At 74.0% G+C, this 17949-nt stretch carries 21 protein-coding genes and 1 pseudogene; 13 read left to right on the forward strand and 9 right to left on the reverse strand.

Annotated features, from left to right (window positions below):
* A pseudogene (locus AC2CHG_RS21750) lies at positions 1 to 290 on the reverse strand (hypothetical protein); the annotation flags it as partial.
* 125 nt (positions 291 to 415) lie between these two features.
* Between AC2CHG_RS21750 and AC2CHG_RS21755 the strand changes: the two are divergent.
* Positions 416 to 793, forward strand: a complete 378-nt coding sequence (locus tag AC2CHG_RS21755; protein ID WP_030273665.1) for an NADH-quinone oxidoreductase subunit A — start codon at positions 416 to 418, stop codon at positions 791 to 793.
* A 17-nt stretch (positions 794 to 810) separates the two neighbouring features.
* Here the strand turns inward: AC2CHG_RS21755 and folP are convergent, their stop codons facing one another.
* On the reverse strand, positions 811 to 1680 hold the full coding sequence (gene folP / locus AC2CHG_RS21760) for a dihydropteroate synthase (protein WP_484525460.1): 870 nt from the start codon (positions 1678 to 1680) through the stop codon (positions 811 to 813).
* 152 nt (positions 1681 to 1832) lie between these two features.
* On the opposite strand from folP, the gene AC2CHG_RS21765 reads away from it, so the two are divergent.
* The 5 genes from AC2CHG_RS21765 (at position 1833) to AC2CHG_RS21785 (ending at position 5086) form a co-directional block, all read left to right on the forward strand.
* Complete coding sequence (locus tag AC2CHG_RS21765; protein ID WP_262012674.1) at positions 1833 to 2474, forward strand: DivIVA domain-containing protein; 642 nt, start codon at positions 1833 to 1835, stop codon at positions 2472 to 2474.
* Positions 2471 to 2971, forward strand: coding sequence for an SRPBCC family protein (locus tag AC2CHG_RS21770; protein ID WP_262012673.1), 501 nt, complete (start codon positions 2471 to 2473; stop codon positions 2969 to 2971). Before AC2CHG_RS21765 ends, AC2CHG_RS21770 begins: the two co-directional genes overlap by 4 nt.
* A 51-nt stretch (positions 2972 to 3022) precedes the next feature.
* Positions 3023 to 3607, forward strand: a complete 585-nt coding sequence (locus AC2CHG_RS21775; RefSeq protein ID WP_194798741.1) for a DNA-3-methyladenine glycosylase I — start codon at positions 3023 to 3025, stop codon at positions 3605 to 3607.
* A gap of 36 nt (positions 3608 to 3643) precedes the next feature.
* Positions 3644 to 4267 (forward strand): hypothetical protein, encoded by a 624-nt coding sequence (locus tag AC2CHG_RS21780; protein ID WP_262012672.1) that lies wholly within the window; start codon positions 3644 to 3646, stop codon positions 4265 to 4267.
* 66 nt (positions 4268 to 4333) lie between these two features.
* Entirely contained in the window at positions 4334 to 5086 is a 753-nt protein-coding gene (locus AC2CHG_RS21785) for an SDR family NAD(P)-dependent oxidoreductase (protein ID WP_355512538.1), read from the forward strand.
* Between the two features lie 28 nt (positions 5087 to 5114).
* Here AC2CHG_RS21785 and AC2CHG_RS21790 read toward each other — a convergent pair whose 3' ends face one another.
* Entirely contained in the window at positions 5115 to 5906 is a 792-nt protein-coding gene (locus AC2CHG_RS21790) for an enoyl-CoA hydratase/isomerase family protein (protein ID WP_194798738.1), read from the reverse strand.
* Between the two features lie 3 nt (positions 5907 to 5909).
* Positions 5910 to 6728, reverse strand: a complete 819-nt coding sequence (locus tag AC2CHG_RS21795) for a PaaX family transcriptional regulator (RefSeq protein WP_135243178.1) — start codon at positions 6726 to 6728, stop codon at positions 5910 to 5912.
* Between the two features lie 190 nt (positions 6729 to 6918).
* Between AC2CHG_RS21795 and AC2CHG_RS21800 the strand changes: the two genes are divergently transcribed.
* The gene (locus AC2CHG_RS21800; RefSeq protein ID WP_013283866.1) at positions 6919 to 7086 is read left to right on the forward strand and encodes a DUF3117 domain-containing protein; all 168 of its coding nucleotides are present in this window, start codon (positions 6919 to 6921) and stop codon (positions 7084 to 7086) included.
* 145 nt (positions 7087 to 7231) lie between these two features.
* Positions 7232 to 8740 carry a leucyl aminopeptidase family protein gene (locus AC2CHG_RS21805; protein ID WP_484525461.1) on the forward strand — a complete coding sequence of 503 codons (1509 nt, stop codon included), beginning with the start codon at positions 7232 to 7234 and terminating at the stop codon, positions 8738 to 8740.
* 93 nt (positions 8741 to 8833) lie between these two features.
* Here AC2CHG_RS21805 and AC2CHG_RS21810 read toward each other — a convergent pair whose 3' ends face one another.
* The gene (locus AC2CHG_RS21810) at positions 8834 to 9484 is read right to left on the reverse strand and encodes an O-methyltransferase (RefSeq protein ID WP_082171245.1); all 651 of its coding nucleotides are present in this window, start codon (positions 9482 to 9484) and stop codon (positions 8834 to 8836) included.
* Between the two features lie 227 nt (positions 9485 to 9711).
* Between AC2CHG_RS21810 and AC2CHG_RS21815 the strand changes: the two genes are divergently transcribed.
* Together AC2CHG_RS21815 and AC2CHG_RS21820 are read left to right on the forward strand one after the other, a co-directional pair.
* The gene (locus tag AC2CHG_RS21815) at positions 9712 to 11001 is read left to right on the forward strand and encodes a S1C family serine protease (RefSeq protein WP_484525462.1); all 1290 of its coding nucleotides are present in this window, start codon (positions 9712 to 9714) and stop codon (positions 10999 to 11001) included.
* A 72-nt stretch (positions 11002 to 11073) separates the two neighbouring features.
* Positions 11074 to 11490 carry a twin-arginine translocase TatA/TatE family subunit gene (locus AC2CHG_RS21820; protein WP_484525463.1) on the forward strand — a complete coding sequence of 139 codons (417 nt, stop codon included), beginning with the start codon at positions 11074 to 11076 and terminating at the stop codon, positions 11488 to 11490.
* Between the two features lie 177 nt (positions 11491 to 11667).
* On the opposite strand, the gene AC2CHG_RS21825 is transcribed toward AC2CHG_RS21820, so the two are convergent.
* From AC2CHG_RS21825 to AC2CHG_RS21835, 3 genes are all read right to left on the reverse strand, one after another.
* Entirely contained in the window at positions 11668 to 12816 is a 1149-nt protein-coding gene (locus AC2CHG_RS21825) for an Mrp/NBP35 family ATP-binding protein (protein WP_013473894.1), read from the reverse strand.
* 73 nt (positions 12817 to 12889) lie between these two features.
* Complete coding sequence (locus AC2CHG_RS21830) at positions 12890 to 13498, reverse strand: DUF1003 domain-containing protein (protein ID WP_262012668.1); 609 nt, start codon at positions 13496 to 13498, stop codon at positions 12890 to 12892.
* Positions 13491 to 14777: a magnesium transporter MgtE N-terminal domain-containing protein gene (locus tag AC2CHG_RS21835; protein ID WP_262012667.1), complete on the reverse strand. Its 1287-nt coding sequence runs from the start codon at positions 14775 to 14777 to the stop codon at positions 13491 to 13493. Before AC2CHG_RS21835 ends, AC2CHG_RS21830 begins: the two co-directional genes overlap by 8 nt.
* A 33-nt stretch (positions 14778 to 14810) precedes the next feature.
* On the opposite strand from AC2CHG_RS21835, the gene AC2CHG_RS21840 reads away from it, so the two are divergent.
* Together AC2CHG_RS21840 and AC2CHG_RS21845 are read left to right on the forward strand one after the other, a co-directional pair.
* Entirely contained in the window at positions 14811 to 15680 is an 870-nt protein-coding gene (locus AC2CHG_RS21840; protein ID WP_484525464.1) for a PhzF family phenazine biosynthesis protein, read from the forward strand.
* A gap of 10 nt (positions 15681 to 15690) precedes the next feature.
* On the forward strand, positions 15691 to 16224 hold the full coding sequence (locus AC2CHG_RS21845) for a hypothetical protein (RefSeq protein ID WP_262012666.1): 534 nt from the start codon (positions 15691 to 15693) through the stop codon (positions 16222 to 16224).
* Positions 16225 to 16245: 21 nt separating this feature from the next.
* Here AC2CHG_RS21845 and AC2CHG_RS21850 read toward each other — a convergent pair whose 3' ends face one another.
* On the reverse strand, positions 16246 to 16941 hold the full coding sequence (locus AC2CHG_RS21850) for an HAD family hydrolase (RefSeq protein WP_262012665.1): 696 nt from the start codon (positions 16939 to 16941) through the stop codon (positions 16246 to 16248).
* Positions 16942 to 17049: 108 nt separating this feature from the next.
* On the opposite strand from AC2CHG_RS21850, the gene AC2CHG_RS21855 reads away from it, so the two are divergent.
* On the forward strand, positions 17050 to 17949 hold a 900-nt coding region (locus AC2CHG_RS21855), incomplete at its 3' end, for a DMT family transporter (RefSeq protein WP_484525465.1).

Consider the following 17949-nt stretch of genomic DNA (forward strand, 5'->3'; position numbering starts at 1 on the left):
GTGCTGACCGGCGCCGGCGGCGTGGTCGGAGGCGGCGGTGGCTCGGTGGGCGGCGGGGCCGTCGCGGTGTCCGTCGGCTCGCCGGTGGGCGCGGGCTCGGTCGGCTCGCCGCCGGGGTCGCCGCCCGGCTCGACGGGCTCGATCACCCGGAGCGCGGCGGCCGGTCCCGGGTGAGCGACGGCCCCGGCCGGCGCCACCGCCACCAGCGCCGCGACGAGCGCGGGCGCCAGGAGCGCGAGGGTACGGCGGAGCGCGACCCGCCGAACGGGCGCAACGCGGGGGCGGGGCATCTGTCCTCCGGGACGATCAATGAGATCCCATTATTCGGTGATACTTGCCATCAAGCACTAGTCCTGCGAGGAAACGAATTCGTAACGTGTCCGGGACATCTGGACGGGACCGGTACGCTCCGGTCGTGACCGGATACCTCGGCTCGTACGCCACGCTCGGTCTGCTGCTGCTCGCCGCCGTGCTCTTCTTCGTGACGGCGTTCTCGGCGAACCGGGTGTTACGTCCGAGTCGGCCGGCCGAGCCGTGGGGCAAGCGGGCCTCGTACGAGTGCGGTCTCGACCCGGTCGGCGGCGACTGGGCCCAGATGCAGATCCGCTACTACGTCTACGCGTACCTCTACGTGCTCTTCGCGGTCGAGGCGGTGTTCCTGTTCCCGTGGGCGCTGGTCTTCGACCGGCCCGGCTTCGGCGCCACCACGGTCGTGGAGATGGGCGTCTTCGTGGCGATCGTCGCGCTCGGCATCCTCTACGCCTGGCGGCGCGGCGTCCTGCGCTGGACCTGACGCGTCGGACCTACCCGTCAGGCGAGCCCGCGGCGGGTCGCCGCCGGCGGCCGGTCGCCCCGGATCGACGCCACCATGTCCAGCACCCGGCGGGTCTCGCGGACCTGGTGGGCGCGGAACACCCGGGCGCCGAGCCAGGCCGAGACCGCCGTGGCGGCGAGCGTGCCCTCCAGCCGCTCGGGCACCGGCAGGTCGAGCGTCTCGCCGATGAAGTCCTTGTTCGACAGGGCCACCAGCAGCGGCCAGCCGGTGTCGGTCAGCTCCGCCAGCCGCCGGGTGATCTCCAGCGAGTGCCGGGTGTTCTTGCCGAAGTCGTGCGCCGGGTCGATCAGGATGCCGTCCCGGCGCACACCCAGCCCGGCCGCGCGTTCGGCCAGCCCGGTCACGGTGCCCACCACGTCGGCCACCACGTCGTCGAAAGCGGCCCGGTGCGGCCGGGTACGCGGGGCGAGCCCGCCCGCGTGCGAGCAGACCAGCCCGGCGCCGGTCGCCGCGGCGACCCGGGCCAGCGCCGGGTCCGCCCCCGACCAGGTGTCGTTTAGCAGGTCCGCGCCGGCCGCTACCGCCTCCACGGCCACCTCGGCCCGCCAGGTGTCGATGGAGATGACCACGTCCGGGAAGGCGGACCGGACCGCCGCGATGGTGTCCACCGTCCGCCGGATCTCCTCGGCCACGTCCACCTCGTCGCCCGGCCCGGCCTTCACCCCGCCGATGTCGATGATCTCGGCGCCCTCGTCCACCGCGCGTTCCACCGCGCGCAGCGCGCTGTCCTGGGCGAAGGTGGCACCCCGATCGAAGAACGAGTCCGGCGTGCGGTTGACGATCGCCATCACCACCAGCTCACCGGGGGTGAACGTCCGTCCGCCCAGCCGCAACGCCCCGGTCATACCCGCCTCCTCGCCGCCGGACCGCACCGGCCGGTCCGACGCTATCCGGTCCCGCCCGAGCCGCCCGTGCCGGTCCCGTGCGCCGGACGCATTTACCGACCGGACGTCCCGGAGGGCTCGCCCGATCCCGGCCCGCATGCCACGATCTGTGCATGGGTGAGGTTCTGCTCCTCTTGGTCGTCGCGCTGACCGTCGCGGCTGTGGTGTTCGGGGTGACGGTGCTGGTCTCCGGCAAGGATCCGGGCCTCACACCGGCGGAGCCGGACGGGCGGGCCGTGCCCCTGCCCGGCAGCCGTCCGCTCGACGAGTCGGACGTGTCCGACGTCCGCTTCGACACGGCGCTGCGCGGCTACCGGATGAGCCAGGTCGACGCGGCCCTGCGCCGGGCGGCGTACGACATCGGCTACAAGACCGAGCTGATCGGCGTCCTGGAGGCCGAGAACGCGGCCCTGCGGGACGGCCGTACCGAGGACGCCGACGCGCTGCGCCGGGCGCGCGAGGAGGCCGCCGCGACCCGCCCCGAGACCGAGCAGGCGCCCGACCCGTCCACCCCCGAGCCGGTGGTGATCGACCTGTCCGCGCCGGAGCAGCCGGCCCGTACCGACACCGACCGGCAGTCGGGCCGGACCGACACCGACGCGCAGCCGGGACGCGCCCCGGCCGAGGCGGGCGTGGCGGAGGCCCCCGCCGCCGCGGCGACCGAGGACACCGTCTCCCCGGCGAACGGGATCGCGGCCGGCCCGGCCGACGACGACCGGGAGCGCGGTTCGGTGGTCCGCTCGGAGTCGGCGTGACCGGCACCGGCAGACCGGCCGACGACTTCACCGAGGCGTCCCGCCGGGGTGCCGCCGAGGTCACCGCCACGGTGATCGTCGAGGCGCCGGCCGACCGGGTGTTCGCCGCGCTCACCGCGTGGGAGCGGCAGTCGGACTGGATCCCGCTGACCCGGGTCCGGGTGGTGGAGGGCGACGGCGGCGAGGGCAGCCTGGTCGAGGCGGTCACCGCGCTCGGCCCGGCCGTGCTCCGCGACGAGATGCGTGTGGTCCGGGTCGACGCGCCGTACGAGGTCGGGGTGGTGCACTGCGGCAAGCTGCTGCGCGGCCCCGGCGTGCTGCGCTGCACCCCGATGGACCGCGACCGCACGCAGGTGGTCTGGCACGAGTGGTTCCACCTGCCGGGCGGGAAGGCCGGTCGGGTGGCGTGGCCGGTGCTCTGGCCCGGCTCGAAGTTCAGCCTCACCCAGGCGCTGAAGAAGTTCGCCCGGCTGGTCGAGCAGGGCCGCCTGCCCTGACCGGCGGTCGGCGCGGCAGGGCTGTCGGTGGCCCGGCCTATCGTGGACGCCGTGACTGACCTGGTGACCGGCGCGGACGGGCTGCCGCGCTGCGCGTGGGGGGCGAGCACCCCCGACTACGCCGTCTACCACGACGAGGAGTGGGGCCGGCCGCTGCGCGGCGACGACGCGCTCTACGAGCGGCTGACGCTGGAGGCGTTCCAGTCCGGCCTGTCCTGGCTGACCATCCTGCGCAAACGGCAGGCGTTCCGGGACGCCTTCGCCGGCTTCCGGATCGACTCGGTGGCCCGCTACGGCGAGACCGACGTGACCCGGCTGATGGCCGACGCCGGCATCGTCCGCAACCGGGCCAAGATCGAGGCGGCGATCGCCAACGCCCGGGCCGCTTCGGAGCTGCCCGAGGGCCTGTCCGCGCTGCTCTGGTCGTTCGCGCCCCCGCCCCGGGCCGCGCGTCCCCGGTCCTTCGCCGAGGTGCCGGCCACCAGCCCCGAGTCCGTGGCGATGGCCAAGGCGCTCAAGAAGCGGGGCTTCCGGTTCGTCGGCCCCACGACCGCCTACGCGCTGATGCAGGCCACCGGCATGGTCGACGACCACCTGGCCGAGTGCCACGTGAGCGGTGACCGGGCCGGGGTGTGACGGAGCGCGCCACCTCCGGCGTGATGGGATTGGGGCATGACCGACACCGAGCCGCGTACGAGCGGGACGACAGACGGTGCGACCACTACCGGCGCCTGGGCGGTGCTGCTGCCCGCCGAGCGCTTCGAGGCCGAGCGGCTGGTGCACCACGACCTGCTGGAGCTGACCGGGTTGTCCGAGGCGGCCCGCCCCCGGCCCGGCGACCGGGTGGCGGTGCTGGTCGACGAGCCGCTGCGGCTGGTCGCGCTCGGCCGGGTGGCGCCCGCGTCGTCCGAGACCGCTGAGGACCCGGACGACCCGCAGTCCGACGCGGTGGCCGGGCCGCTCGTGGTCACGTACACCCGGCGGGTGCTGGACGAGCCGGTGCCGGTCGACGGCCCGGCGCCGGACGGCCCGGTCGTGGCGCTCGACCCGGCCCGCTGGCGGTCGCTGGCCGACCGGCTCGGCCCGCCGCCCGCCCGCAGCACCTGGCTGGTCAGCCTGGACCTGCCGATCGAGGCCGCGTCGCGCGCCGAGGCGGTCCGGATCTTCTGGTCCTACGTGCAGGAGCTGGGCCCGCGGGAACTGCCGGCGTTCGTCTCGCCGTACGGCGACGAGCTGGCCATGCAGGCGTTCGTGCTCGGCGTCGAGGCCAACCAGGATCCGGAAGAGGACGACTGACCCCCCGTCACGGGCGGTAGCGTCCGGGAAGGGGCCGGCGCCGGCCGGCGTGGTGGAGGGGGTGCCATGCGGTTCCGGGACAAGGTCGTGCTGGTGACCGGTGGGGCGTCCGGCCTGGGCGAGGCGACGGCACGCCGGTTCGCCGCCGAGGGCGGCAAGCTGGTGATCGCCGACATCAACACCGAGGGCGCCGAGCGGGTGGCGGCGAGCCTGCCGGACGCGCTCGCGGTGACCATGGACACCGGCGACGCCGCCTCGGTCGAGCGCGGCATCGCCGAGGCGGTCGACCGGTACGGCCGGCTCGACGTCGTCTTCAACAACGCCGGCATCGACGGGCAGCAGCAGGCGCTGCACGAGATGGACCTGGCGAACTGGGAGAAGGTCCGTCGGATCAACGGCGACGGGGTGTTCTACGTGCTGCGGTACGCCATCGACGCGATGCTGCGTACCGGCGGCGGCGCGATCGTCAACACCTCGTCGACTGCCGGGCTGACCGCGCAGGACAACATCTCGCCGTACACGTTCACCAAGGCCGGCATCGTCGGGCTGACCCGTTCCGCGGCGGTCGAGTACGCCGCCCGGGGGATCCGCGTCAACGCGGTCGCCCCGACCGTGGTGATGACCCCGCTCGTGGAGCACTTCATCGAGAACGCGCCGGACCCGGAGCAGATGCGCCGGCAGATGGAGTCGTTCAACCCGAAGCCCGGCATCCCCACCGCTGACGACGTGGCGGGCGTGGTCCTGTTCCTCGCCTCCGACGACGCGGCCTGGGTCACCGGGCACACCATCCCGATCGACGGCGGCTACGTGGCCCGCTGAGCGGGTGCACGACGCGTTCCCGGTGCGGTCAGCGCCCCTCGAAGACCGGCTTCTGCTTGGCGACGAACGCCGCCGTGGCGGCCCGGTGGTCGGCGGTGGCGCCGCAGATCGCCTGCGCCTGCGCCTCGGCGGCCAGCGCGTCGGCGAGCGTGCCCGCGTCGGCGATGGAGAGCTGACGCTTGATCGCCCCGTACGCCACGGTCGGCCCGGCGGCGAGCCGGGCGGCCAGCTCCTGCGCGGTCGGGAGCACCTGCTCGTCGTCGTCCACCAGCCTGGTCAGCAGGCCCAGCCGACAGGCGTCGTCGGCGCCCACCGGCTCGGCGAGCATCAGCAGCTCGACGGCCTTGGCGTGACCGACCAGCCGGGGCAGCGTCCAGGAGGCGCCGGTGTCGGCCGCGAGGCCCACGCCGGCGAACGCCATCAGGAACCGGGTCTTCGGGCCGCCGATACGGAAGTCGGCCAGGAACGCCAGCGAGGCGCCGGCCCCGGCGGCCATCCCGCGTACCGCGGCGACGACCGGCTTGGGCAGGTTGGCCAGCCGGGCGGCGATCGGGTTGTAGTGCGCCCGGACCGTGGCCAGCGGGTCGGCGTCCGAGGTCTCCAGCGTCCGCACGTGCTCGCGGAGGTCCTGCCCGGCGCTGAACGAGCCGCCCGCGCCGGCGAGCACGACCGCCCGGCAGGACCTGTCGGTCTCCAGTTCGGCCAGCGTGTCCCGGAGCGCCTCCTTGAGCGCCACGTCGAGCGAGTTCATCGCCGTGGGGCGGTTCAGCGTCAGGGTGACGACGGCGTCGGTGCGGTCGACGAGCAGCGGCTCGGTCACGTTCTAACGACCCTTCTGTCGGGCGAGGCGGTTGCCGGCGTCGAGGCACTGCTCGACGTACCGGTCGGCGGCCGGCCGGAGCCGGGCCGCGTGCCGGTCGAAGAAACTGGCCGCGCTGGTGCCCGGCCAGCGCTCGGGCAGCAGTGCCGGGGGCAGTTGCGGATCCCGGAACAGGAACGTACGCCACGCGTGCACGAGCCGGAAACGGGCCGCGTACGCGTCCTCGTCGCTGCTGCGCACCGTGACGCCGGAGAGCAGCGGCTTCTGCTCGGCCACGAAGCGTTCGTACGCCCGCCCGATCTCGGTCAGGTCCCACGCGCGGCGGACCACGCCCATGGCGCCGGGTGTGCCGGCCGCGTGGGCGGCGGTGAACCGCTCGTAGCGCACGCCCGCCTCGTCGAGCAGCAGGTCGACGTCCTCACCCGGGCGGGTGGCCACCCAGGTGCAGTCGTCGAGCGTGCCGTAGCCGAGGAAGGCGAGGTTCGCGGCGAGCCGCTGCCGGTCCCGGCGGGAGGAGGGCGCGGTGAGCACCAGGAGATCGAACCGCCCGTCCCAGCTGTGCCGCCCGGTCCGGTAGATCCGGGACGCCGCCTCGTCGAGTCGACGAGCCGCCTTCGGGGTGATCGAATATCCCGGTCCGGACGCGAGCCGGAGTGGTTCCAGCCAGCCCTGGCGGACCATCCGGGAGACCGCGGTGCGTACCGCCGGTGGGGCGATCCCGAGCGGGGCGAGCAGCTTGACCAGGGCGGCGACCGGTGCGCGGCCACCCCGGGCCCGGAGGTGGTCGCCGTACAGGTCGAAGAGTGCCGACCGTGCCTGCATGACCGCACATTGTGACAGGCCTATCCAAGATAAGCTAGATGCTGTTACATCAATGCTGCTTCGGTTTGGGTCCGGCGGTGTTCATCAGGGAAAATCGTTGGTCGAGCCTTCCGCGATGGTTGCGGATGGCGCTGGCGAAGTGGCTGTGGGGCAACTCACCGACCCTGGTGTAGGTCTGAGGGGAGACAACATGGCGGCGATGAAGCCGCGGACGGGCGACGGTCCGCTGGAAGTCACCAAGGAGGGCCGGGGCATCGTCATGCGAGTCCCGCTGGAGGGTGGTGGCCGGCTCGTCGTCGAGATGACTCCCGACGAGGCCACCGCGCTCGGTGACGCGCTGAAGGCGGCCGCGGGCTGATTCGAGGAGTGTCCCGCACGGCGTCCGCCGTGCGGGCGGTTCGTCCTACCCTGAGCCACCGGCGTGCCCGGTGGCTCAGGGTCTTTCCTCGGCAGGCGCGTGGTGAAATGTGCCTGTTCAACCCATTTCGGAGGTACGGTCCAGCGTGCTGGTCATTCGTCTGGTGAGCGGGCCCGCGGGGCCCGACGCTCTCGTCCTGCCCGTCCGTCCCGGAGGGCCGGACTCCCCGGACTCGCCGGGCTCCCTGACCTCGCCGGACTCCACCGCCTCGCCGGAACCCGGACTGGTCCCGACCGCCGTGCCGATCGGCGACGACGTCCGGGCCGAGGCCGCCGCCGTACTCCCCGCCACCCGGCTCACCGGCGCGGCCGGTGAGGTGCGCGAGCACCTGCGCCCCGGTGGCTCCCCGGCACGGCTGTGGCTGCTCGGCGTCGGCGACGGCGACGAGCGCGACTGGCGTACCGCGGGTGCGGCGCTGGCCCGCGCGGCGAAGGATGAGACGCAGATCACCATCGCGCTTCCCGCCGACGCGACGGCGGCGTTGCGTGGCCTCGCCGAGGGGCTGCTGCTCGGCTCGTACCGCTTCCGCCTCACCGAGGCCGGCAAGCGGCCCGCCCTGGCCGAGGTGTCGGTGCTCGTCGACGACCCGGACGCGCTCGCCGGCACGCTCGACGCCGCCCGGGCGACCGCCGAGACGACCCGGCTCGCCCGGGACCTGACGAACATGCCCTCGTCCACCAAGAACCCGGAGTGGTTCGCCGCCCAGGTGGCCGAGGCCGCGTCCGGGCGCCCCGGCCTGCACCTGCGGGTACGCGGCCCGGAGGAGCTGGCGGCCGAGGGCTTCGGCGGTCTGCTGGCCGTCGGCGGCGGCTCCGCGAGCGGCCCGCGCCTGGTGGAGCTGGACTGGCGGCCCGACGGCGCGCGGACCCATGTGGTGCTCGTCGGCAAGGGCATCACGTTCGACACCGGCGGCATCTCGATCAAGCCGGTGCCGGCCATGAAGCTCATGCGCAAGGACATGGCCGGTGCCGCCGCGGTGATCGCCGCGACGCTCGGCGCCGCCGACCTGGGCCTGCCGGTCCGGGTCACCACGCTCGCCCCCCTCGCCGAGAACTCGGTCAGCGGCTCGGCGTTCCGCCCCGGTGACGTGATCCGGCACTACGGCGGGCTGACCAGCGAGAGCACCAACTCCGACGCCGAGGGCCGGCTGGTGCTCGCCGACGCGCTGGCGTACGCGGTCCGCGAGCTTAAGCCCGACCTGCTGATCGACCTGGCGACGCTGACCGGCGCGAACGCCGTGGCCCTGGGCAAGCGGCACGCCGCGCTCTACAGCGAGAACGACGCGCTCGCGACCGGCCTGCTCGACGCGATCACCGCAGCCGGCGAGCGGGCCTGGCGGATGCCGCTCGCCGACGACTACGTGGAATACCTGGCCAGCGAGATCGCGGACCTGCACAGCTCCCCGGCGCAGGGCGCCGGCTCGGTGGTCGCCGCGCTGTTCCTGCGGGAGTTCACCGGCGACCTGCGGGACCGGTGGGCGCACCTGGACATGTCCGCGCCGTCGTGGTCCGACGACACGCACGGCGAACTGGTCAAGGGCGCCACCGGCTGGGGTGTGCGCGGGCTGCTGCGCTGGCTGGCGACGCTGGGCTGAATCAGGCGTGCAGGGCACGCTGGGCTGAATCAGGCGTGCAGGGCACGCTGGGCTGAATCAGGCGTGCAGGGCACGCTGGGCTGATCAGCCTCGTCAGGCCTTCACGGCGGCGAGCAGGCCGTGGCCGACCGGCAGCAGCGCGGGCACCCAGTGCTCCGACTCGCGGATCGCCTTGATGGTCTCCCGCACGGTGACCGTCTCGGCGTCCCGCGCGGCCGGGTCACCGATCCGGCCGGCCGCCAGCGCGCCGTTGAGCGCGAGCACCCCGCCGGGGCGCAGCAGCCGCAGCGCCGCGTCCACGTACGCGGCGAAGCCGGTCGCCACCGCGTCCACGAAGACCAGGTCGTAGGCGCCGTCCGCGAGCCGCGGCAGCACGTCGAGGGCCCGGCCGGTGATGATCCGGGTACGCCCCGACGGAAAGCCCGCCTCCTGGAACAGCCGCCGGGCGATGCGCTGGTATTCGACCTCGACGTCGATCGTGGTGAGCACACCGTCGGGGCGCATGCCGCGCAGCAGCCACACGCCACTCACCCCGGTGCCGGTGCCGATCTCCACCACCGCCCGGGCGTTGCCGGCGGCGGCGAGCAGCCGCAGCGCGGCACCCGACCCGGGCGTGACCGCCTCCACCCCCACCTCGTGGGCGAGGGCGCGGGCCGTGCGCAGCACGAGATCCTCGGTGACGAAAGACTCGGCGAAGTGGAGCGCCTGGGCCGTCGAACTGCCGTGACCGGCGACCGTGGCGATGGGACACCTCCGAGGGGCGGACTGGTGCGAGGGGCGGTATGCACTGTGAGCGTAGAGGCGGGCCGGTAGCGGCGCAGCCGCGAGTCCGCCGTGGAGTGCTCACGGAGGGCAACCCCTGACCCCGTTCGCGTCATCCGTGTAATCCTGGATGGGTCCCGCGCGTCACTGTCGTCCGGCTCCGCCGGCCGCCGGCGCGGGGCCAGCGGGACGAAGTAGGAGGCACCGACGTGACCGACGGCTGGGACTGGCGGCGGCCCGGCGGATCGCCGGTGCCGGGTGGGCCGGCGTCCGGACGACCGCCGCAGGACCCGTCGGGTCAGGCGGCGTCGCCGTGGTGGTCCGACGCGCTGGCCGACCCCTGGCGCGACCCGTACGCGCCCGCCGCCGTGGTGGTCCCGGCGGCGCCGGCACCGGGGGCGGGGGAGCCGGAACCGGTCACCGACCCGGACCTGCCGGCCCGGCCGGGGATCCGCCAGGTGGTGCTGATCTCCCTGGTCACGGCCCTGCTGGCCGGTTCGCTGGGCAGCGCCCTGACGTACGCCTTCCTGCGCGGCGGTGACGTGCCGACGATCGGCGCGCAGTCCGGGCAGGCCCCGGCGCTGGCCCAGCGCAAGCCCGAGTCGCTGGCCGGGGTGGCCGAGCGGGTCCTGCCCAGCGTGGTCACCATCCGGGTGGTCAGCCTCGGCGGCACCAGCGAGGGCTCCGGCTTCGTGGTGACCAGCGAGGGCCACATCGTCACCAACGACCACGTGGTCGCCGACGGCCCCGGCAAGGCCACCGTCGTGTTCAACGACGGCAGCACCGCCGCCGGCACCGTGGTCGGGCAGGATCCGGAGTCGGACCTCGCCGTGATCAAGGTCTCGCGCAGCGGGCTGACCCCGGTGCAGTTCGGCGACTCCGACGCGCTCGCCGTCGGTGACCCGGTGCTCGCCATCGGGTCGCCGTTGTCGCTCGCCAACACCGTCACCGCGGGCATCGTGAGCGCGCTGGACCGGACCATGCAGGCCGGCGAGCCGGGCGGGCCGACCCGCTACTACGCGGCGATCCAGACCGACGCCGCCGTCAACCACGGCAACTCGGGCGGCCCGCTGGTGGACGGCGCCGGGCGGGTGGTCGGCGTGAACTCGACGATCAAGTCGCTGGTGGCCGACGGGCAGGAGGCGGGCAACATCGGCCTCGCCTTCGCCATCCCGATCAATCAGGCGAAGCGGATCACCGAGGACATCATCGGCACCGGCAAGGCCCGGCGTACGGTGATCGGCGCCCAGGTGGGCGGCACCGGCGCCACCGGCGGCGGGGTACGCCTCAACGCGGTCGAGCCGGCCGGTCCGGCGGCGGCGGCCGGACTGCGTACCGGGGACGTGGTGCTCCGGCTGGACGGCCATCCGATGACCGATCCGACCGACCTGGTGGCCCTGGTGCGCAAGTACGCGCCCGGTTCCGTGGTGACAGTCGAGTACCGGCGCGGGTCGGCGCGGCAGAACGCGTCGGTGACGCTCGCCGCGGATGCGAAGTGAGGACCCGTCACCCCCTCCCCGATGGTCACCTGACGTGCGTAGTCTGGCCCTGACACGGACGAGGAGGCCGCGGTGTTCGAGAACCTGAACTGGTGGGAGATCGGCGTCCTGCTGCTCCTGGCGCTGTTGATCTTCGGTGATCGGCTGCCCAACGTGATCAGCGACGGCCTTCGCATGGTCCGCAACCTGCGCAACATGGCGCGCAACGCGACCGGTGACCTGAGCCGCGAGCTGGGTACGGACATCCAGCTGGAGGATCTGCACCCCAAGGCGTTCATCCGCAAGCACCTGCTCAGCGAGGACGACGAGCAGGCGATCCGCAAGCCGCTGCAGAGCATGTACGACAACCTGCGCTCGGACGTCACAGGCGTGCACGACGAGCTGAAGGACGTCGCCAAGGCCGCCGACCTGCGTACCCCGAGGGTGGCGACCAGCACCTCCACCCCCGCGCCGCCGGCCCCCCGCCCGTCCTACGACGACGCCACCTGACCGCGCGCCTCCCGCCGAGCGTCCCGCTGATCGCACCGTCGATCATGGAGTTGACGGCGCGACACGCCGCCCCGGCGACCGTCAACCTCATGATCGACCCCGGGAATGGGGCCGGGACCGCCCCCTCCCGCGTGCGGCGGGAAGGGGCGGTGGGGAGCGGTGGGAGCGGAGGTGGGGTCAGCGTCCGGCCGGCTTGAGGCCCAGGGGCTTGCCGAGCAGCGACTCGCGGCGTACGGCCAGGCGGTCGGCGACCTCGAACAGGGCCTTCGCGGCCGGGGCGTCCGGCTGCGCCAGCACGATCGGCTGACCGGCGTCGCCGCCCTCGCGGACCCGGGTGTCCAGCGGGATCTGCCCCAGCACCGGCACCTGCGCGCCGATCGTGCGGGTCAGCGACTCGGCCACCGCCGCGCCGCCACCGGCCCCGAAGACCTCCATCCGGGAACCGTCCGGCATCTCCAGCCAGGACATGTTCTCGATCACGCCGACCACCCGCTGGTGGGTCTGCAGCGAGATCGCGCCCGCCCGCTCGGCCACCTCGGCGGCGGCCGCCTGCGGCGTGGTGACGACGAGGATCTCCGCGTTCGGCAGCAACTGGGCCACCGAGATCGCGATGTCGCCGGTGCCCGGCGGCAGGTCGAGCAGCAGGACGTCCAGGTCACCCCAGTAGACGTCGGCGAGGAACTGCTGAAGCGCCCGGTGCAGCATCGGCCCGCGCCAGACCACTGCGGCGTTGCCGGGGGTGAACATGCCGATCGAGATGACCTTCACGCCGTGCGACTGCGGCGGCATGATCATGTCCTCGACGCGGGTCGGCGCGCCGTCGGCGCCGAGCATCCGCGGCACCGAGTGGCCGTAGATGTCCGCGTCCACCACGCCCACCGACAGGCCGCGCGAGGCCAGTGCGGCGGCCAGGTTGACGGTGACGCTGGACTTGCCGACACCGCCCTTGCCGCTGGCGACCGCGTAGACCCGGGTCCGCGAGCCCGGCTGGGCGAACGGGATCACCGGCTCGGCGGTGGCGCCGCCACCGCGCAGCTTCGACTGGAGCTCCTGGCGCTGCTCCGGGCTCATCACACCGAAGATGATCTCGACACCGCTCACGCCGGGTACCGCGCCCACGGCGGCGGTGATGTCACTGCGCAGCTTGTCCTTCAGCGGGCAGCCGGCCACGGTGAGCAGCAGCTCCACCCGGACCACGCCGTCCTCGCCACGCTCGGCGGACTGGACCATGCCGAGTTCGGTGATCGGCCGGCGGATCTCCGGGTCGTTGACGGTGGCCAGGGCGGCCTGGATCGCGTCGGAGACGGTGCTGACGGGTGCTGACATGCCCGCAATGCTACGTCGCGGGTCATCGGCCACCGCCGCTGGCGGGGGCGGTGTGAGCGATTCGATGACCGGGTCAGCCCTCGTAGCGGCGGTCCCGTGCGTAGTCGCCGTCCAGCTCGTCCCGGGGCTCGTCCAGCGGCTCGCCGCCGCCCGTCCGGCGGCCCTCCCGCTCCTGCTGCCGCCGCTCCAGCTTGCGCCGCCGCTCGGCCGCCTCGTCCAGTTCCTCACCCAGCCGGGTCAGCTCCGAGCGCAGGAAGTCCCGCGTCGCCACCTCACCCATCGCGATCCGCAGCGCGGCTATCTCCCGGGCCAGGTACTCCGTGTCGGCCTTCTGGAGGGTGGCCCGCCGCCGGTCCTCGTCCAGCGCGATCCGGTCCCGGTCCGCCTGCCGGTTCTGCGCGAGCAGGATCAGCGGCGCCGCGTACGACGCCTGCAGGGAGAGGATCAAGGTCAGGAACGTGAAGGTGTACGGGTCGAAGCGCAGATTCGCCGGCGCCAGCGTGTTCCACAGGAACCAGGCCACCAGGATCAGCGTCATGTAGACGAGGAAGTTCGCCGTACCCATGCCCCGGGCGATGCCCTCGGCCCAGCGGCCGAACGTCTCCGCGTCGACCCGGCGCAGGCGCAGGTTCCGCGGGGTGCGCGGCTGGTCCAGCCGCTCGCCCCGTCGCTGATCACTCATCGTCGCCGTCCCGGGTGCCGTCGTCGGTGGCGGACGAGGGGAAGGCCGCGTCCCGGTCCCGCCAGTCCCGCGGCAGGGAGTGGTCGAGCACGTCGTCCACTGTCACCGCGCCGACCAGGCGGTTGTTCCGGTCCACCACCGGCATGCTCACCATGTCGTACGTCGCCATCCGGCGGGTGATCTCGGGCAGCGGCGTCGACGTCCGCAACGGGTCGATGTCGTTGACCACGATGCCGCCGAGCAGGTCGGCCGGAGGTTCCCGGAGCAACCGCTGGAAATGCACCATACCCAGGTAGCGGCCGGTGGGCGTGGTCAGTGGGGCGCGGGTCACGAAGACCTGGGCGGCCACCGCGGGCGAGAGCTGCGGCTCCCGGATCCGGGCCAGCGCCTCGGCCACCGTGGCGTCCGGCGGCAGGATCACCGGCTCCGAGGTCATCACGCTGCCGGCGGTGCCGGAGGCGTAGCGCAGCAGCTGGCGTACCGGGTCGGCCTCGTCCGGCTCCATCAGGTCCAGCAGCACGTCCTGCTCCGGCGGGGGCAGCTCGTTCAGCAGGTCGGCCGCGTCGTCCGGCTCCATCTCCTCCAGCACGTCGGCGGCGCGCTGCCGGTCCAGCGCGGCCAGGATCTCCACCTGGTCACGCTCGGGCAGCTCGCTCAGCACGTCGGCGAGGCGTTCGTCGTCGAGCGCGGCGGCCACCTCGTTGCGCCGGGCGTCGGGCAGATCCTGGAGCGCGTTCGCCAGGTCCGCCGGACGCATGTCCTCCAGGACGGCGAGCAGGTTCGCCGTACCCCGGTTGTCGCCGACCGCGCCCAGCCCGCGGACCCGGTCCCAGTCGACCTGGTGGAGGTGGCCGCGGCGGGTGAGCCGGCCGGTGTGCTCGCGCACGGCGACGCGGCTCAGCGCCCACTCGCCGCCGCGGCTGGACTCCATCGCCACGTCCACCACCGAGCCGGCCTGCCCGCTGTCGAGCTGGACCCGGCGGTCCAGGAGCTCCTGGAGCACCAGCAGCTCGTTCGGGCGCTTCTCGAACCGGCGCAGGTTGAGCGTGCCGCTGCCGAGCACCACCGCGTCCGTGTCGATGGAGGTGATCCGGTTGATGGACAGGAAGATGCGCCGCCGCATCGGCATCTCGGCGACCAGACCGACCACCTCCGGCGGCCGCTGGGTCGCCCGCATCCGGGCCACCGCGTCGCGGACGCGGCCGACCTGGTCGCCGTTCGGGTCGAAAACGGCGACTCCGGCGAGTCGAGCGAGGTAGACCCGGTTCGGCGTGCTCACGGCCACCAGCCTAAGGGCCTAGTCTCTAACAACATGTCGACCTTGGGCTACGAGATCGTGGACGTCTTCACCGACCGCCCGTTCGCCGGCAACCCGCTGGCCGTGGTGTTCGGCGCGGAAGGGCTGGCCACCGAGCAGATGCAGGCGCTCGCGCTGGAGTTCAACCTGTCCGAGACGGTCTTCGTGCTGCCGCCGACGCAGGTGGGCGCCACCTACCGGGCCCGGATCTTCACCCCGGCCGACGAGCTGCCCTTCGCCGGGCACCCGAGCGTCGGTGCCGCGGTGACTGCGAGCCGGCGCGGCGTCTTCGGCGCGGGCCGGATCACCCAGGAGTGCGGCGCCGGCGTCCTGCCGATCGAGGTGACCGGCACCGGCGCGACGCTCACCGGCGGCACGCCCACGCTCGGCCCGGAACTCGACCCGGAGCCGCTGCTGGAGATGGTCGGCCTCACCGGCCCCGACCACGTCGGCCCGCCACCGCGGGTCGCCGGGTGCGGCCTCGAATTCCCCTACCTTCCGGTACGCCCGGACGCGGTGGCCCGGGCACGGTTGAACACGACGGCGGCGCAGCGGTACGGAGTGGAGCACGTCAGCCTCTTCTCCTGGGAGCCCGGTTCGCAAACCGCGCACGCCCGGGTCTTCGTGCCGGGGCTCGGCGTACCGGAGGACCCGGCGACCGGCTCGGCCGCCCTGGGACTGGGCGTGTGGCTGGTCGCCAGCGGCCTGCTGCCCGGCGAGGGCCGCGCGGAGTACACCGTCCGGCAGGGCATCGAGATCAACCGCCCGTCGACGCTCGCCTGCACGGTGACCGCGTCCGGCGGGCTGGCGGTGGGCGCGACCGTCTCCGGCCAGGTCATGCCGGTGGCCCGAGGCGAGATCACCGTCCCGCCGTTCATCGGCTGACCCGCGGGGGATGGGGCAGGATGGCGGGGTGAGTGACGAGGTGGACGAGCGGGTGACGCCGCCGCTCGTGGACGAGGCGGTGAAGAAGGCCGCGGTCTGCTGGGTGAGCACCGCCGGCGGCCCGGCGTACGCGCTGTGGTGCCTGCCGGTGGAGGGCACCCTGCTCGTGGTCACCGGCCCCGGCGAGCAGACCGCGCCCGGGCTGGCCGACAGCGACACGGCCGACGTGACGCTGCGCGGCGACCACGGCGGGCGGATCGTCACCTGGCCGGCGCGGGTGACCCGGCTGCGACCCGGCACCGAGGAGTGGGACACCGTCGCGCCGCTGGTCGCGGCGAAGCGGCTCAACGCCTCCGGCTCCGCCGCCGAACTGGTGGAGCGGTGGGCGGCGCAGGGGTGCGCGCTCAACCGGCTCGCGCCCGCCGGCACCCCGGTGACCGGCGCCGACCTGCCGGACGGCTCGCTGAGTGAGCAGCCCCGACCGGCCCCTGTGGTGCGGGCCGTCCGCAAGCCGTTCCGCCTGCACCGCGTCCGCCGCCGCTGACGCCGCGCCCGATGGGCCGGGTCAGGCGACGGGGACCGGGGCGAGCAGGTCGAGCACGTCCGTCAGTGAGGTCAGCGACGGCCCGTCGAAGCCGTGGTCGGCGCTCAGGACCACGTGGTCGGCGAGATCCGGCGCGGCCAGCCGGACCGCGCTCAGCCCCGCCCGCTCCGCGCCGGTCAGCTCCTCGCTGTCGCCGTCCCCGACGTAGAGGCAGTCGGCCGGGGACTGGCCGAGCCGGTAACACGCGGCCAGGTAGAGCGCCGGGTCCGGTTTGCAGCGTCCGAGGCGTACCGAGAAGACCTGCGCGTCGAGCAGCGGCGCGACGGCGAGCTGCGGCAGGAACGCCGGCAGTTCGTGCGTGCAGTCGCTGACCAGCCCGGTGCGGACGCCCCGGTGGCGCAACGCGGCGAGCACCGGCACGGCCTCTGCGCGCAGCCGGGTGTCGGCGCGTACGGCCCGGTGCCGGGTGGCGACGGCGGCGCGCACGGTCTCGTCGGACGGGTGGACGCCGAGCCGGGCGCACACCCAGCGCATCGTCGACTCGGCGTTCCCGAAGGAGCCGCTGGCCCGTTCGTAGAAGCTGCTGTCCAGCACCTCCACCAGGGCCTCGGTGGAGCAGCCGAGCATGTCGGCGGTGGCGCGGTGGGCGGCTCCGCGCCGTACGCCGTGAGTCAGGGTGCCGAAGAAGTCGAACAGCACCGCCTGGAATCGGAGCATGAGGGAACGCCTCCGGACGTCGAGGGGGAGGATCGCCGGGACGCGCATGATCGTAACGGAGTGCTGACGTTCCGTGTCGGTCGGGTGCCCGTGTGAGGATTACCGTTCGTGCCCACCGTTCCGCATCGCCCGCCGCTCGACGCGCTGACGGTCGGCGCGCTCGCCCTGGCCGTCGCCTCGGTCTCGTCCTCGGCGCCGCTCGTGGCGTTCGCCGCCGCGTCGGCGCTGGCGGTGGCGTTCTGGCGTACCGCGTTGTCGGCGGCGGTCCTCGGCCCGGTCGCGTTGATCCGAAAACGCGCCGAACTCCGCGCGCTCACCGTCGGGCCGGGCCGGCGCGAGGGGCTCTACTGCGTACTCTCCGGGGTCGCCCTGGCCGCCCACTTCGCCACCTGGATGCCGAGCGCGCAGCTCACCTCGGTGGCGGCCGCGACCGCGCTCGGCGCGACGCAGCCGGTGTGGCAGGGGTTGATCGCCCGCGGGCAGGGGCGGCGGCTGCCGAGGGCGGTGTGGGCCGGCATCGGGGTGGCGGTGCTCGGCGCGGCGCTCGCCACCGGTGCCGACTTCGGCGTCTCCGGCCGGGCGTTCGCCGGTGACCTGCTCGCCGTGGTCGGCGGCCTGTTCGCGGCCGTCTACACCGCGTTCGGCGAGCGGGCCCGGGCCAGCATCAGCACCACCACCTACACCACCGTCTGCTACGGCGTCTGCGCGGCGATCCTGCTCGTGGTGTGCCTGGTCGGCGGGGTACGCCTGCACGGCTTCGACGGCCCGACCTGGCTGGCGATCCTCGGCCTGGTGGCGGGCGCCCAACTGCTCGGCCACTCGATGTTCAACTACGCCCTGCACCGGGTCTCGGCGACCACTGTCAGCGTGCTGATCCTGCTGGAGGCGCCCGGCGCGGCGCTGATCGGCTGGGTGTGGCTGGGGCAGTTGCCCCGGCCGCTGGCGCTGCCGGGCCTGGCGCTCCTGCTGGCCGGCGTGGCGGTGGTGGTGCTCGGCGGGGCGCGGGCC

The sequence above is a fragment of the Micromonospora sp. ATLC20 genome (assembly GCF_057196585.1).

Coding starts and splice junctions, on each gene's coding strand:
- AC2CHG_RS21825 (WP_013473894.1), bottom strand. CDS start 12,816: ATGTCAGCACCCGTCAGCACCGTCTCCGACGCGATCCAGGCCGCCCTG.
- folP (WP_484525460.1), bottom strand. CDS start 1,680: ATGACCGGGGCGTTGCGGCTGGGCGGACGGACGTTCACCCCCGGTGAG.
- AC2CHG_RS21800 (WP_013283866.1), top strand. CDS start 6,919: ATGGCGGCGATGAAGCCGCGGACGGGCGACGGTCCGCTGGAAGTCACC.
- AC2CHG_RS21840 (WP_484525464.1), top strand. CDS start 14,811: ATGTCGACCTTGGGCTACGAGATCGTGGACGTCTTCACCGACCGCCCG.
- AC2CHG_RS21795 (WP_135243178.1), bottom strand. CDS start 6,728: ATGCAGGCACGGTCGGCACTCTTCGACCTGTACGGCGACCACCTCCGG.
- AC2CHG_RS21785 (WP_355512538.1), top strand. CDS start 4,334: ATGCGGTTCCGGGACAAGGTCGTGCTGGTGACCGGTGGGGCGTCCGGC.
- AC2CHG_RS21830 (WP_262012668.1), bottom strand. CDS start 13,498: ATGAGTGATCAGCGACGGGGCGAGCGGCTGGACCAGCCGCGCACCCCG.
- AC2CHG_RS21850 (WP_262012665.1), bottom strand. CDS start 16,941: ATGCTCCGATTCCAGGCGGTGCTGTTCGACTTCTTCGGCACCCTGACT.
- AC2CHG_RS21780 (WP_262012672.1), top strand. CDS start 3,644: ATGACCGACACCGAGCCGCGTACGAGCGGGACGACAGACGGTGCGACC.
- AC2CHG_RS21845 (WP_262012666.1), top strand. CDS start 15,691: ATGGGGCAGGATGGCGGGGTGAGTGACGAGGTGGACGAGCGGGTGACG.
- AC2CHG_RS21765 (WP_262012674.1), top strand. CDS start 1,833: ATGGGTGAGGTTCTGCTCCTCTTGGTCGTCGCGCTGACCGTCGCGGCT.